Annotated in this window: 12 protein-coding genes; 6 read left to right on the top strand and 6 right to left on the bottom strand. The window is 68.5% G+C overall.

Going from position 1 to position 13,541, the window contains the following annotated elements:
* The first annotated feature begins 413 nt into the window (after positions 1 to 413).
* Positions 414 to 1,940 (top strand): peptide chain release factor 3, encoded by a 1,527-nt coding sequence (locus ACMGDM_RS06705; protein ID WP_436803319.1) that lies wholly within the window; start codon positions 414 to 416, stop codon positions 1,938 to 1,940.
* A gap of 200 nt (positions 1,941 to 2,140) precedes the next feature.
* On the opposite strand, the gene ACMGDM_RS06700 is transcribed toward ACMGDM_RS06705, so the two are convergent.
* Positions 2,141 to 2,755, bottom strand: a complete 615-nt coding sequence (locus ACMGDM_RS06700) for a class I SAM-dependent methyltransferase (RefSeq protein ID WP_436803318.1) — start codon at positions 2,753 to 2,755, stop codon at positions 2,141 to 2,143.
* A 151-nt stretch (positions 2,756 to 2,906) separates the two neighbouring features.
* On the opposite strand from ACMGDM_RS06700, the gene ACMGDM_RS06695 reads away from it, so the two are divergent.
* Entirely contained in the window at positions 2,907 to 3,242 is a 336-nt protein-coding gene (locus ACMGDM_RS06695; RefSeq protein WP_436803317.1) for an antibiotic biosynthesis monooxygenase family protein, read from the top strand.
* A 138-nt stretch (positions 3,243 to 3,380) separates the two neighbouring features.
* On the opposite strand, the gene ACMGDM_RS06690 is transcribed toward ACMGDM_RS06695, so the two are convergent.
* Positions 3,381 to 5,675: a CDC48 family AAA ATPase gene (locus tag ACMGDM_RS06690; protein WP_436803316.1), complete on the bottom strand. Its 2,295-nt coding sequence runs from the start codon at positions 5,673 to 5,675 to the stop codon at positions 3,381 to 3,383.
* Positions 5,676 to 5,983: 308 nt separating this feature from the next.
* On the opposite strand from ACMGDM_RS06690, the gene ACMGDM_RS06685 reads away from it, so the two are divergent.
* Positions 5,984 to 6,868: a LysR substrate-binding domain-containing protein gene (locus ACMGDM_RS06685; protein ID WP_436803315.1), complete on the top strand. Its 885-nt coding sequence runs from the start codon at positions 5,984 to 5,986 to the stop codon at positions 6,866 to 6,868.
* Positions 6,869 to 6,962: 94 nt separating this feature from the next.
* On the opposite strand, the gene ACMGDM_RS06680 is transcribed toward ACMGDM_RS06685, so the two are convergent.
* Positions 6,963 to 7,418 (bottom strand): peptidylprolyl isomerase, encoded by a 456-nt coding sequence (locus ACMGDM_RS06680; protein ID WP_436803314.1) that lies wholly within the window; start codon positions 7,416 to 7,418, stop codon positions 6,963 to 6,965.
* 113 nt (positions 7,419 to 7,531) lie between these two features.
* Between ACMGDM_RS06680 and mgtE the strand changes: the two genes are divergently transcribed.
* Together mgtE and ACMGDM_RS06670 are read left to right on the top strand one after the other, a co-directional pair.
* Positions 7,532 to 8,935: a magnesium transporter gene (gene mgtE, locus ACMGDM_RS06675; RefSeq protein ID WP_436803313.1), complete on the top strand. Its 1,404-nt coding sequence runs from the start codon at positions 7,532 to 7,534 to the stop codon at positions 8,933 to 8,935.
* Positions 8,936 to 8,952: 17 nt separating this feature from the next.
* Positions 8,953 to 9,360, top strand: coding sequence for a DUF1489 family protein (locus tag ACMGDM_RS06670; protein WP_436803312.1), 408 nt, complete (start codon positions 8,953 to 8,955; stop codon positions 9,358 to 9,360).
* 1 nt (position 9,361) lies between these two features.
* Here ACMGDM_RS06670 and ACMGDM_RS06665 read toward each other — a convergent pair whose 3' ends face one another.
* The 3 genes from ACMGDM_RS06665 to ACMGDM_RS06655 all read right to left on the bottom strand — a co-directional run bounded on the left by ACMGDM_RS06665 (position 9,362) and on the right by ACMGDM_RS06655 (position 13,229).
* Positions 9,362 to 10,171, bottom strand: coding sequence for a S1/P1 nuclease (locus ACMGDM_RS06665; RefSeq protein ID WP_436803311.1), 810 nt, complete (start codon positions 10,169 to 10,171; stop codon positions 9,362 to 9,364).
* A gap of 223 nt (positions 10,172 to 10,394) precedes the next feature.
* A complete protein-coding gene (locus ACMGDM_RS06660; protein ID WP_436803310.1) occupies positions 10,395 to 12,038 on the bottom strand; it encodes a S10 family peptidase in 1,644 nt (547 codons plus the stop codon).
* Positions 12,039 to 12,218: 180 nt separating this feature from the next.
* Positions 12,219 to 13,229, bottom strand: coding sequence for a ligase-associated DNA damage response exonuclease (locus tag ACMGDM_RS06655; RefSeq protein WP_436803309.1), 1,011 nt, complete (start codon positions 13,227 to 13,229; stop codon positions 12,219 to 12,221).
* An 80-nt stretch (positions 13,230 to 13,309) separates the two neighbouring features.
* On the opposite strand from ACMGDM_RS06655, the gene ACMGDM_RS06650 reads away from it, so the two are divergent.
* Positions 13,310 to 13,489, top strand: coding sequence for a hypothetical protein (locus ACMGDM_RS06650; protein ID WP_436803308.1), 180 nt, complete (start codon positions 13,310 to 13,312; stop codon positions 13,487 to 13,489).
* The last annotated feature ends 52 nt before the right edge of the window (positions 13,490 to 13,541 follow it).

The following is a 13,541-nucleotide window of genomic DNA, read 5'->3' as shown; positions in this document are numbered from 1 at the left end:
GGGCTTGGTGGTCTCGGCAGGTGCTTCGAGACGCCGCTTCGACGGGCTCAGCGGCTCCTCAGCACGAACGGAGAGGCGGAGCAGGGCGCCTCAGCATCCGTGACGGCACACCCGGACCGTTCGCGCTGAGGGGAGGCTGAGCCCGTCGAAGCTCCGTCTCGAAGCGCGGCCACGACGCCTTCCCAGCGATCTACCCCAGCCGCCCCTGTCCCACATCGCCCCGCTTTGCTATCGGCGCGCCACGGCGAAGGCATCTCGCCTCACCGCCTCGCTCCAACTCGCCGCACGATCCCCACTGACTCAACATTCGCAACATTCGCGTGACCGCCCTCCGACAGCCACCGCCCGACACCCTTCAGCGACTCAACTTTCTCAACATTCGCGCCGCGCGCGCCCCGATCCGGACCCCCGCAATGACCTCCCCCCGCCGCACCTTCGCGATCATCTCCCACCCCGACGCGGGCAAGACCACGCTGACCGAGAAGCTGCTGTACTTCGGCGGTGCAATCCATCTCGCCGGCGAGGTCAAGGCGCGCGGCGCGAACCGGCGCGCGCGCTCGGACTGGATGAAGATCGAGCAGCAGCGCGGCATCTCGGTCACCTCCTCGGTGATGACATTCGAGCATGACGGCATCACCTTCAACCTGCTCGACACCCCGGGCCACGAGGACTTTTCGGAGGACACCTATCGCACGCTCACCGCGGTCGATTCGGCGGTGATGGTGATCGACGCCGCCAAGGGGATCGAGCCGCAGACGCGCAAGCTGTTCGAGGTGTGCCGGCTGCGCTCGGTGCCGATTATCACCTTCGTCAACAAGGTCGACCGCGAGGGACGGCCGGTGTTCGAGCTGCTCGACGAGATCGCCGACATGCTCGCGCTCGACGTCGCGCCGATGAGCTGGCCGATCGGCATGGGGGGCGAGTTCGAGGGCGTGCTCGACCTCGCGTCGAACCGGATCAGCCGACCCGAGGGCGACAGCCGCGCCTTCCTCGGCACGGTCGAGGACTCGCCCGCTCTGTCCGAGCGCTGGCAGGAGGAGATCGAGCTGGCGCAGATCGGCTATCCGGCCTTCGACCCAAAGGCCTATCGCCACGGCGACCTCACCCCGGTCTATTTCGGCTCGGCGCTCAAGGACTTCGGCGTGGCCGAGCTGATCGCGGCACTGGCCGAGCACGCGCCCCCGCCGCGTCCGCAGCCGGCCGAGCCCGCGCCGGTCGCGCCCGAGAATGACGAGGTCACCGGCTTCGTGTTTAAGGTGCAGGCCAACATGGACCCCAACCATCGCGACCGCATCGCGTTCATGCGGCTATGCTCGGGCACGTTCAAGCGCGGCATGAAGCTGACGCCGACCGGCCACGGTAAGCCGATCGCGGTCCACTCGCCGATCCTGTTTTTCGCGCAGAACCGCGAGGTGGCGGACGAGGCCTTCCCGGGCGACATCATCGGCATCCCCAATCACGGCACGCTGCGCGTGGGCGATACGCTGAGCGAGCGCGCCGACGTGCGCTTCACCGGGCTGCCCAACTTCGCCCCCGAGATCCTGCGCCGCGTCCAGCTCAAGGACCCGACCAAGACCAAGCAGCTGCGCAAGGCGCTCGACGACATGGCCGAGGAGGGGGTGACGCAGGTCTTCTACCCCGAGATCGGATCGAACTGGATCATCGGTGTGGTCGGGCAGCTCCAGCTCGAGGTGCTGCTGTCGCGGCTCGAGGCGGAATATAAGGTGGCGGCCGGGCTGGAGCCCGCGCCCTACGACACCGCCCGCTGGGTCTCGGCGGATGACCCTGGCGCGCTCAAGGACTTCATGGACCTCAACCGCGGCGCGATGGCCAAGGACCGCGACGGCAACCCGGTGTTCCTGGCGAAGAGCGCCTGGGAGGTCGGCTATATCGCCGATCGCTATTCCAAGGTGCGCTTCGCCGCGACACGGGAACGGTGACGGCGGGTTGTTTCACGTGAAGCCATCATCGGTCCGCCGGCGCAGACGTCACGCTTAGCGGCGGCGTCATCCCGAACTGGTCTCAGGATCGACCGCGGCGCATGCTGAATGCCGGTGGTGGTCGCCGGCCGGTAGATCCTGAAGCGAGTTGCGGGCGACCCGAATGGAAGGGAGCGCGAGCCGAGCGCCCCCCGCTCGCGTCAGTCCTTCCAGCCCCAGTAGAGCTGCGCCGGCGGCACGTTCCACCATTCCATGTCGTGGTCGATGCGCGGGAAGTGTGGCGCGATGAAGTCGCGGACCTTGGGGCTGAACTGATAGACCAGGAAGGCGCCCCCGGTGCGGATCACGCGCTGCGTCGCCGCCGCGATGGCGGGGCCGACGCCGTCGGGCAGCGTCGAGAAGGGCAGGCCGGACAGGACATAGTCCGCCGCCTCGTGGCCGTGCTCGGCGACGATCGCCTCGACGTGGGCGGCCGAGCCGTGCACCGCGACGAAGCGCGAGTCGGTGATCGTGTGGTTGAGGTAGCGAATGAAATCGGCGTTCGTGTCGATCGCGATCAGCGTCGCGTCAGGCGCCATCTTCTCGAGGATCGGGCGGCAGAAGGTGCCGACGCCGGGGCCGTATTCGACGAAGAGCTTGCAGTTCGCCCAGTCGACCGGACCGAGCATCTTGGCGATCAGCCGGTCCGACGAAGGGATGATCGACCCGACCATCACGGGGTGCTTCAGGAACCCGGAGAAGAACATCTGCCAGGGACCGGGCACGCCGGCGGCTCTGCTGCGGCTGCGCCGCATGGCGTTGGTCGAACTAGGCATGTGGAAAGATGTCGCTCCCGAACCCTGATGGTGACAGCCCTGTGTCACCACGATGACGAACGCCTTGCAAGCGCGGCGGTTGCCATAGCGGGGTTGCGGCCCGCTCCCAAGCGCCTATTCGCCCGGCCGTTGGCGCAGCGGGAGCGGGCGAATGCGGAACGGCGGCGAGCGGGTCGGGCAGGTGGTGGTCACGTTCGTCTCGCGCCGCAACGGCCGCGACGAGGCGGGCTATGCCGCGGCGGCGGCGCGGATGGATGCGCTCGCCGCGACCCAGCCGGGCTATTGCGGGGTGAACAGCGTACGCGGCGCGGACGGGCTGGGGATCACGTTGAGTTACTGGGCCGACGATGCGAGCGCGGTCGCGTGGCGCGACCATCCCGAGCATGCCGCCACGCGCGAGCGAGGACGCGAGCGCTGGTACGACGATTATGCGGTGACGGTCGCGACAGTGACGCGGGACTACCAGTGGGCGGGAGGGAGTAAGTAAATCGTCCCCGCTGGGCCGGAGGGGGACCGCAGGGCGTGGCGGGGGGGCACCCGCACGTGCTGTGGTCGTGGAGAGCCCCCTCCACCGTCCGGCTTCGCCGGGCGGTTCCCCTCCCCATTCTGGAGAGCATCTTTATGCTCAGTCCGTCCCCTTCGGCCCGCGCGGGGTGAGCTGCCCGGGCATGATGAAGCCGAGCGGCTGGATGGCATTGGCCTCCTGCTTCAGCCGCGCCGCCATCTGCTCATAGTCGCGCTCCACCTCAGGCGTCACGCTGGCACGACTCTCCTCCAGCGCGCGGTCGAAGTGCGCGGCAGTCACCTGCCGCGACTCGAGCGACTCGCGCAGCGCGATCAGGCCGGCGCGTCGCACCACGTCCTCGAGATCGGCGCCGGTGAAGCGCTCGGTGCGGCGCGCGACCGCGTCGAGGTCGACGTCGTCGGCGAGCGGCATCTTCTGTGTCTGGATCGACAGGATTCGCCGCCGCCCGACCTGGTCGGGCACCCCGACATAGATCAGCTCGTCGAACCGCCCCGGGCGGAGCAGCGCCGGATCGACCAGATTGGGCCGGTTGGTTGCGCCGATCACCACCACCGATTGCAGCTCCTCCAGCCCGTCCATCTCGGCCAGGATGGTGTTGACCACGCGCTCGGTCACCTGTGGCTCGCCGAGCCCGCCGCCGCGCGCGGGGACGAGGCTGTCGAGCTCGTCGATGAAGATCACGCAGGGCGCCACCTGACGCGCGCGCTGGAACAGCCGCGCGATCTGCTGCTCGCTCTCGCCATACCATTTGCTCAGCAGGTCGCTCGACTTGGTGGCGATGAAATTCGCCTCCGCCTCGCGCGCCACAGCCTTGGCGAGCAAGGTCTTGCCCGTGCCCGGCGGACCGTAGAGCAGAAAGCCCTTGGCCGGGCGGATGCCGAGCCGGCGGAACGCGTCGGGGTCCTTGAGCGGCAGCTCGACGCCTTCCTTGAGGCGCATCTGCGCGTCATCGAGCCCGCCGACATCGCTCCACTGGGTGGTCGGCGCCTGCACCATCACCTCGCGCATCGCCGAGGGCTGGACCCGCTTGATCGCGCCGAGGAAGTCCTCGCGCGTCACCGCCAGCGTGTCGAGCACCTCGGGCGGGATGCTGCGGTCCTCGAGGTTGAGGCGCGGCATGATCCGTCGCACCGCCTCGATCGCCGCCTCGCGCGTCAGCGCGGCGAGGTCGGCACCGACGAAGCCGAAGGTGGTGCGCGCCAGCTCGTTGAGGTCAACCTTGTCGCCGAGCGGCATGCCGCGCGTGTGGATGCCGAGGATCTCGCGCCGGCCGCGCTCGTCGGGGACGCCGACGATAATCTCGCGGTCGAACCGGCCGGGTCGCCGCAACGCCTCGTCGATCGCCTCGGGGCGATTGGTCGCGGCGATCACGACGAGGTTGGCGCGTGCCTCCAGTCCGTCCATCAGCGTCAGCAGCTGCGCGACGACGCGCTTCTCCGCCTCGCCGGACACCTGGCCGCGCTTGGGCGCGATCGAGTCGATCTCGTCGATGAAGACGATCGAGGGTGCCGACTTGGTGGCCTCCTCGAACACGCTGCGCAGCCGCTGCTCCGATTCGCCGTAAGCCGAGCCCATGATCTCGGGGCCGTTGATCAGGAAGAACTGCGCGTCCGATTCGTTCGCCACCGCGCGCGCCAGCCGCGTCTTGCCGGTGCCGGGCGGGCCATGGAGCAGCACGCCCTTGGGCGGATCGACGCCCAATCGCTGGAACAGCTCGGGATAGCGCAGCGGCAGCTCGACCATCTCGCGCAGCTGGTCGATCGTGCCCGCCATGCCGCCGATATCGTCATAGGTCACGTCGGCGCGGCGCGCCGCGTCGGGCTCCTCATATTCGGGCCGCAGCTCGATTTCGGTGTTCTCGTCGATGTGCACCACCCCTTTGGGGCTGGCCGACACGACCGACAGCCGGATCTCCTGCAGCGCATAGGCCGGCGCATTGACGTAGCGCTCCATGCCTGGCGGCATGTTCGAGACGCGCTGATGGCCCGCGGTGGCGACGACGTCGCCGGCGCAGAGCGGCCGGCCGAAGAAGGTGCGCTTGAGCGCGGTGGTGGAGCCCTGCAGCCGCAGGTTCTGCTGGGCCGGGGCGAACACGACCCGCGCCGCGGCCTTGCTCTCGACGCGACGGACCTCGACGAAATCGCCCGAGCCGACGCCCGCATTGGCGCGCTGAAGCCCGTCGATCCGGATGATCTCGAGCGCCTCGTCTTCGGCATAGGGGCCGACCGCGCGCGCCGGCGTGGTCTTCTTGCCGACAATCTCGACGACGTCGCCGTCGCTGATGCCAAGCCCGGCCAGCACCGCGCGCGGCAGATGCGCGATGCCGCGCCCGCTGTCCTCCGGGCGGGCGTTCGCCACCTGCAACTTGATCACTCTCGCTTCGGCATCCGCCATCTGCTGCCCTTCCTCGCTCCGCGCGGTCGAGCGCAGGAGATAGGCGGCGGGTTCCCGATTGCGAGCCCCGGGATCGCCATCACGGATCGACAGCAGACGAAAAAAAGGCCGCCCAGAACGGACGGCCTATAAAAGTTTTTAGGAGAGGATGCCTGAAAGGCAGGGCTTAAGTGCGTTGAAATTCGTTATTGTGCAAGTGCGAATGATAGCGCTATAGTTGCAAGAAATGCACTCGGGCGAAAAAGCGCGCGTGTGCTTGGCATCGGGAGCGGCAGTGTACCCGTGAAGACGAGTCTCTAGGAGCGCCGATGCGCCGCCTTCCTCCATTGACCGCGATCGAGGCGTTCGTCGCGGTTGCGCGGCTTGGCTCGATCAAGGCCGCGGCGCAGGAACTGGCACTGTCGCCGCCCGCGTTGAGCCGTCGCATTCAGACGCTCGAACGCTTTCTGACGCGGCCGCTGTTCGATCGTCGGCACCAGGCGATGGTGCCCAACGCCGACGGTGAGCGATTGCTCGCGGCGATCGCGCCGGTGCTCGACGGCCTTTCCGACGCGATCGAGGCGATGACCAGCGGCAACGAAGTGCTGCGGCTGCGTCTCGGCGTGCTGCCGCTCTACGCGTCGCAGCGACTATTCCCGCGGCTGACCGAATTGCGCCGCGCGCATCCCGAACTGCATCTCGATATCGATACCGGTGGCAACGCGCTCGGCCGGCTCGGCGAAGGGCTCGACGCGGTAATCGTGGTGGCGCGCGACATCGACCCGTTGCTCTATTCGGAGCGGCTCGATCGCAACATGGTCTATCCGATCGGTGCGCGCTCGCTGCTCGACGGAACGCGCGCGCTACGCACCCCGGACGATCTCGCCGGTCATACCATCCTGCTCCACCGCGACATGCCCGACACCTATGCCGCTTGGGCGCAGGCGGCGAAGGTGCCGGTGGTCGAGCCCGGAGCGATCGATTATTTCGATTCGGGCGCGCTGATCCTTGAGGCCGCGGCGCAGGGGCTCGGCGTCGCGTTCATGCACGAGACCCACTTCCAGGACGCGAACGATCCGCGGCTGGTCAAGCTCTTCGATATCGATGTGACGAGCCCGTACAGCTACTGGTTCGCGTGCCGACCGCGCGCGCTCCAGACCAAGCCGGTGCGGCTGTTCCGCGACTGGCTGATGCGGACGCTAAAACAGGGCTGACAAGGCGACGTGCTGCCGCACGCGCGGTACCCAGGGCCGGCAGCCGAAGCGTCGCGACCCTGGGCTGTTGCGTGCGCCAGAGTAACTGGGCCGCTTACGAGGCCTTCATCGACACGATCTTGCCGGGATTGGCGGGCGGCTCGCCCTTGGGAAGTGCGTCGATCAGCTCCATGCCCTCGGTCACCTCGCCCCAGACGGTATATTGGCCGTCGAGGAAGCGCGCGTCGTCGAAACAGATGAAGAACTGCGAGTTGGCCGAGTTCGGGTCCATCGTCCGCGCCATCGAGCAGGTGCCGCGCACGTGCGGCTCCTTGCTGAACTCCTGGCGAAGGTTGGGCTTGTCCGAACCGTGCATGCCGGTGCCGGTCGGGTCCCCGCCCTGCGCCATGAAGCCGGGGATCACGCGGTGGAACACGACGCCGTCGTAGAAGCCGTCATTGGCCAGCTCGGCGATGCGCGCGACATGCTCGGGCGCCAGATCGGGGCGCAACCGGATGGTGACGTCGCCGCCCTCGAGCGTCATCGTCAGCGTGGAGTAAGTATCGGCCATGGAAGATCCTTTCGGTACGATGCGGGCGCGTTAGTGGCTGGGCGCGCGGCTGGCAAATCGCGCAAACGCGCGGTAGGGCGGTCCGGTCCGAAGCGATCACAAGGAAGCGGCCCATGAGCGAGAGCGACCTGGCCGAGCCGATCGAGCCCGCCGAGGACCAGCTCGACGAGGACGACCGGCTCAAGCCGGAGTTCGTCCGCGCGGTGAATCACGCCGTGCAGTCGGGCGACGTCGAGCAGGCGCACGCGCTGGTCGCGCCGCTCCACCCTGCCGATATCGCCGACCTGTTCGAGCTGACGCCCGAGGACTGCCGCCGCGATCTCGCCGCGGCGATCGCCGACCTGGTCGACGCCGACGTGTTCGCGGAAATGAACGACTATGTCCGCGAGAGCCTGATCGACGCGCTCGACGCGCGCCAGGTCGCGGACATCGCGAGCGAGCTCGATACCGACGATGCGGTCGCGATCATCGAGGACATGGAGCCGGAGGACCAGCGCGAGGTCCTCCGCGCGATGGAGCCCGACGACCGCGCCGCGATCGAGGAGGCCTTGTCCTTTCCCGAGGAGTCCGCGGGCCGGTTGATGCAGCGCGACCTCGTCGCGGTGCCCGAGCATTGGAGCGTCGGCGACGCGCTCGACTATCTCCGCCACGATGACGACCTCACCACCGATTTCTGGGAGATTTACGTCGTCGATCCCGCGCACAAGCCGGTGGGCACCTGCGCGCTGAGCTGGGTGCTGCGCGCGCCGCGCAGCCTCGCGGTCGCCGACGTGATGCAGCGCGAGCAGACGCTGATCCCGGTCGACATGGACCAGGAAGAGGTCGCGCTGCGCTTCCAGAAATACGCGCTGATCTCGGCCGCGGTGGTCGACGGTGCGGGGCGGCTGGTCGGTATGATCACGGTGGACGACATCGTCCACATCATCCAGCAGGAGGCGGGCGAGGACACGCTGCTGCTCTCCGGCGCAGGCGAGGGCGACATCAACGAGCCGATCCGGCTCACCGTGAAGACGCGGCTGACCTGGCTGGTGGTCAACCTTGCCACCGCGATGCTGGCGGCGTCGGTCGTCGGGCTCTTTCAGGGTGCGATCGCGCGCTACGCCGTGCTGGCGGTGCTGATGCCGATCGTCTCGGGCATGGGCGGCAATGCCGGCACGCAGACGCTGGCGGTGGTGGTGCGCGCGATCGCGACCAACCAGCTGACCGACACCAACACCGCGCGGATGATCATGCGCGAGCTGCGCATCGCCGCGGTCAACGGCGCTACCCTCGGCTGCCTCGTCGGCCTCGGCAGCTACATTGTCTACGGCGACGAACAATTGTCGCTGGTGATGGCGCTGGCGATGGTGATCAACAACCTGCTCGCCGGGCTCGGCGGCGTGCTGGTGCCGGTGACGCTGGACCGCTTCCGTGTCGACCCGGCGGTATCGTCCGCGGTGTTCGTCACCACGCTGACGGACACCGGCGGCTTCCTCTCCTTCCTCGGTCTCGCGACCTTGTGGGGGCTGGGCGGCTGACCCACATCGGCGACAGAATGCCGCTTCATCTCACCAAGGTCGCGTTCGGCGCGGCGAGCGTCGACCTGCTCGCCGAGCGCCTCCGCGCGCGTGCCGCCGCCGGCCCCGTATTCCTCACGACCCGTTACCTGCCCAAACGGCACGAGGAAGTGGCGGGGCAGGGCTCGCTTTACTGGATCATCAAGCACCAATTGGTGGCGCGCTCGCCGATCCTCCACTTCGGCGAAGCCGAGGGCGGACGCGTCGCCATCCATATCGAGCCCGAGCTGCGGCTGGTCTTGGCGATCCCGCGCCGCGCGCACCAGGGCTGGCGCTATCTCGAGGCGGGCGACGCGCCGGCCGATCTCGGCGGTGCGGCGGGGGAGGGGATTGCGGCGTTGCCGCCCGCGCTGGCGGCCGAGCTGAGCGCACTGGCGCTGCTCTGACTCAGCGGCGCCGCGTCGCGAACAGCTGATTGAGATAGGCGGCGAGCCGCACCCCGCCTTTCTCCAGCTGAAGCTCCATCCGTGGCGTGTTCTCGTAGACATAGGCATAGGACAGCGCCTCTTGCCCGGCCGCGGGGTAGATCCGGTCGCGCAGCGCCGCGCTCTCGGCGATCCAGACGCGCGGATCCGTCGCCGCCCAGTCGCGTGCCTCCGCCGGCGTGACCCGTGCGCCCAGCCACGTCGACAATTCGGTAAAGGAGAGCTGCTCGTCATCGACCAGTGCCGAATCCCACACCGAGTGAAGGTTGGTGGCGCGGCCGAAAAAGGTGACCTTGCGGTCGTTGCCACCGCGGTCGCTGCCGTTGCCGGTATGGAGCGGCTGATGCAGGTCACCGACGATGTGAACGACGAAGCGCAGCGCCGCCTGTCGCTCGGCGAGCGGCGCCCGCAGGTCGCGTAGCGTCGTGCTGAAGCGGGTGAGCGCGGTAACCGCGTCGCCCTCCGGCGGCGCCCCGACCTCGGCGTAGCTTTTGCCGGTCGGCACGGTGACATAATGCCATGGCGACGCCTGGCGCTGCCAGAAGGGCGAGGGGTCCGACTTCATCGTATCGGGCCAGTTCGCCGCCTCGGCGAGCGTCTCCACCCCGAGGATCGTCCTCACCGCCTGGCGCGCACCTGGGGTGAGCCGCGCGTCGGCGATCTGCGCGACGACGCGGTGGCCGGTCTTGCCCCAGGCGAGCGCGGGCACGGGAAGGGTGGCCGCGAGTGCGGCGAGCAGCACGACGAGCGCGCGCGAGGGAAGGGCGGGCATGCGCCGCCTCTGCCCTTGGTTAAGCGGTTAGTAAACGTGCTTCGCGTGTAAGGACAGGAGGTTAGCTGGTCGTCGCCGTGACTCGCACCCTCTCCGATGGCGTCATCCTGAACTCGTTGCAGGATCCGCGGTGCCGCACATCAGACGCGGATGCGCTCGCGGGACAGTGGATCCTGAGACAAGCTCAGGATGACGACAGTCAATGGCTGAGGAGCAACACTCCTCAATTAGGCGACTGCCCCGGCCCCTCCGCCGCCGACACCGAGCCGCGTACCGGCGGCGCGTCCGAGCGCGACACGGCGAGCGCACGGTCATACCAATCCGACAGGTCGCGCTTCATCGCCACCAGCGCCTCCGGGTTGAGGTAGGTCATGTGCCCCGCGGGATAATAGACGAAGCGGAGATTGCCGCGCTGACCCGGCTCCAGCATCATATGGCCGAGGTCGTTCTCCGTCCCGAAGAAGGGCGTTGCCATGTCGTACCAGCCGTTCATCGACAGCACCTGGAGGTAGGGATTGGCGCGCATCGCCGCGGCGAGGTCGATCGCGGTGTTGGGGTTGTTCTGCGGCCCCGCCCCGCGCAGCGGCGATTCGTGCTTCCAGTTCCACGTCCAGCCCGCCGCGTCGCGTGCGGAAAGGCGGTAGGGCATCTCGGTCTTGTAGCCGAGCTGGTGCGTCACATAGTCGGTGAAGGTGGCGATGAACGCGCCCGAGATCGCGTCGGACGACACGTCGGTCTCCGGCCGCTCGCCTGCGGCGTCGCTGTCGGTGCCGATATAGCGCGAGTCGAAGCGGCCGACGGTCTGGCGCGTGCCGCGCATCAGCTCCTTCTGGAAGCGCGGCAGGTCGATCCGCAGGTTGGCGCGACGGATGAAGTCGGGCGACAGGCCGATCAGCTCGCTCATCCGCTGCGCCACCTGATCGCGCTCGGCGTCGGAGATGTTCTGCCCCTTGGCGAGCGCGGACATGTACGGCCCGACCGCGAAATCGCGCGCCTGCTGGACGATCGTGGCGACGTCGGCGGGTCGGTTCGCCAGCCGGTTGTGGTACCACGCGGTCGCGGCGTAGCTCGGCAGATAGTTGAGATACACCTGGTCGAGCCCGGGCTGGCGATAGCCGTAGTTCATGATCGAGCTGAGCAGCACCACGCCGTTGAGCGCCATGCCGCGGTCCTGCAGCTGATAGGCCAGAACGCCCGAGCGCAGCGTGCCATAGCTCTCGCCGAAGATGAACTTCGGCGAGTTCCACCGGCCGTATTTGGTGGCGTAGCGCAGGATCGCCTTGGCGAAGGCGTCGGCGTCCTCGTCGACGCCGTAGAAGGCGCCGGGCTTCATGTCGCCGAGCGGGCGCGAATAGCCCGCGCCGATCGCGTCGAGGAAGACCATGTCGGTCTTGTCGAGCAGGGTGTAGGGATTGGGGCCGAAGTCATAGGGCGCCGGCCGGATGAACTCGGGGTTGCCGGTCTGCAGCCGCACCGGCGCGAACGAGCCCATGTGGAGCCAGAAGGTCGGGCTGCCTGGCCCGCCATTGTAGAAGAAGGTGATCGGCCGCTTCGTCCCCGGTTTGGTGCCGTCGAGCGTATAAGCGGTGTAGAACATCGACGCGGTCGGCTTGCCCTCGAGATCACGCAGCGTCAGCGTTCCCGCCGTGGCGGTATAGCCGAGACGCTTGCCGGCGACCGTCACCGCACCCTTGGAGCGCTCTTCGCGCTCCTCGACCGGCGCATTGGCATAGGCGCCCTCGACCGCTGCCTTTTGCGCCTCGGCATTGGTCTTCATCGCCGGCTTGGCGGGCGCAGCGTCCTTCTCCTGCGCGGCGGCGGGCAAAGCGGCGGCGGCGAGCAAGGTGGCGGCGAGACCGAGGCGCATGATGTTCCCCATTTTTTTACGTGAGCCTCGCTGTCTAATCGGGGCGGGGCGGCAGGGGCAAGGCAGGACGTGCGGGGAAGGCGCACGCTCCGCCGCCCGCGCCGGCGAGCTCCCGCGCTTCGTGGCTACGAAGGCCGCTCCGGCAGCCGCCCAACCTGCGACACGTCTTGGCGCGACGCCTCAGTCGTCCTCGTCCTCAAAGCCAGACAGGGCCAGCGCACGGGCGCGGATCTGGCGCGTCATGCACCAGTGGACGAGCGCCTCCTCGCGCCCGTGGGTGACCCATACCTCCTTGGGCGCGATCTCGGCCAGCGTCGCGGTGAGCTCGTCCCAATCGGCGTGGTCGGAGAGGATTAGCGGCAGCTCGACATTCTTCTGCCGCGCGCGCTGCCGCACGCGCATCCAGCCGCTCGCCATTGCGGTGATCGGATCGGGCAGGCGGCGTGCCCAGCGGTCGTTGAGCGCGGAGGGCGGGCACATCACGACGTGCCCCGCCATGTCCGCCTTGGCCGCGCCGGTCGCGGGCCGCAGCTCGCCCAGGTGCACGCCCAGCGACGCATAGAGGTCACACAGCCGCTGGAGCGCGCCATGAAGATAGATCGGCGCCTCATGTCCCCGCGCGCGCAGCTCCGCGATCACCCGCTGCGCCTTGCCCAACGCATAGGCGCCGACGACGACGCAGCGCGCCGGATTGGCGTGGAGGCGCTCGATCAGCTTGTCGATCTCGTCGCCGGTGTCGGGGTGACGGAACACCGGCAACCCGAAGGTGGCCTCGGTGACGAAGACGTCGCACGCCACCGGCTCGAACGGCGCGCAGGTCGGGTCGGCGCGGCGCTTGTAATCGCCCGACACCACCACCCGCTCGCCGCGATGGTCGAGCACGATCTGCGCCGAGCCGAGCACATGGCCGGCGGGCACAAAGCCTACGTCGACCTCGCCGAGGCGGATCGTCTCCCCGTATGCGACGGGATGTCCGGTCTGTTCGCCGTAGCGCGCCGCCATGATCGCGAGCGTCTCGGGGGTCGCCCAGACCGCGCCATGGCCGCCGCGCGCGTGATCGGCGTGGCCATGGGTAACGAGCGCACGCGGCTCGGGGGTCGATGGGTCGATCCAGGCGTCGGCCGGGCGCACGTAAATGCCGTTGGGGTGCGGCTCGAGCCAGTCGCCGAGCGTCGGAGCGCGAGTCGCCATGCGGGAACAACGCGCGAGCGGATCGAAGTTCATCGCGGGGGCGTTGGCGACAGGACAGAAACAGCAGGACGGAGAGTGACATGGCGGGCGACGGCCTGTGGAGCTTCGTGGTCATCGCGGGACCGATCATCCTGGTCGCGGCGCTGCTGTTCGCGATCATGCGCAATCGCCGCAGCCGTCGCGACGAGGCGCGCACGGAGGAAGCGACACGGGCGTTGTACAAGGAGCAGTCGGCGGAGGATCGCGCGCGTACGCCCTGAGGAGCGGCGTGGCGCGCTGTCGGTCAAACATGATCGGCATCACGTAGGTCGC

The organism is Sphingomonas larreae (genome assembly GCF_051400595.1).
GTDB lineage: Bacteria > Pseudomonadota > Alphaproteobacteria > Sphingomonadales > Sphingomonadaceae > Sphingomonas.
Note: the sequence above shows the minus strand (reverse complement) of the source record. Positions and strands in the feature narration are given on the sequence as shown.

Coding starts and splice junctions, on each gene's coding strand:
- ACMGDM_RS06705 (WP_436803319.1), top strand. CDS start 414: ATGACCTCCCCCCGCCGCACCTTCGCGATCATCTCCCACCCCGACGCG.
- ACMGDM_RS06700 (WP_436803318.1), bottom strand. CDS start 2,755: ATGCCTAGTTCGACCAACGCCATGCGGCGCAGCCGCAGCAGAGCCGCC.
- ACMGDM_RS06695 (WP_436803317.1), top strand. CDS start 2,907: ATGCGGAACGGCGGCGAGCGGGTCGGGCAGGTGGTGGTCACGTTCGTC.
- ACMGDM_RS06690 (WP_436803316.1), bottom strand. CDS start 5,675: ATGGCGGATGCCGAAGCGAGAGTGATCAAGTTGCAGGTGGCGAACGCC.
- ACMGDM_RS06685 (WP_436803315.1), top strand. CDS start 5,984: ATGCGCCGCCTTCCTCCATTGACCGCGATCGAGGCGTTCGTCGCGGTT.
- ACMGDM_RS06680 (WP_436803314.1), bottom strand. CDS start 7,418: ATGGCCGATACTTACTCCACGCTGACGATGACGCTCGAGGGCGGCGAC.
- mgtE (WP_436803313.1), top strand. CDS start 7,532: ATGAGCGAGAGCGACCTGGCCGAGCCGATCGAGCCCGCCGAGGACCAG.
- ACMGDM_RS06670 (WP_436803312.1), top strand. CDS start 8,953: ATGCCGCTTCATCTCACCAAGGTCGCGTTCGGCGCGGCGAGCGTCGAC.
- ACMGDM_RS06665 (WP_436803311.1), bottom strand. CDS start 10,171: ATGCCCGCCCTTCCCTCGCGCGCGCTCGTCGTGCTGCTCGCCGCACTC.
- ACMGDM_RS06660 (WP_436803310.1), bottom strand. CDS start 12,038: ATGCGCCTCGGTCTCGCCGCCACCTTGCTCGCCGCCGCCGCTTTGCCC.
- ACMGDM_RS06655 (WP_436803309.1), bottom strand. CDS start 13,229: ATGGCGACTCGCGCTCCGACGCTCGGCGACTGGCTCGAGCCGCACCCC.
- ACMGDM_RS06650 (WP_436803308.1), top strand. CDS start 13,310: ATGGCGGGCGACGGCCTGTGGAGCTTCGTGGTCATCGCGGGACCGATC.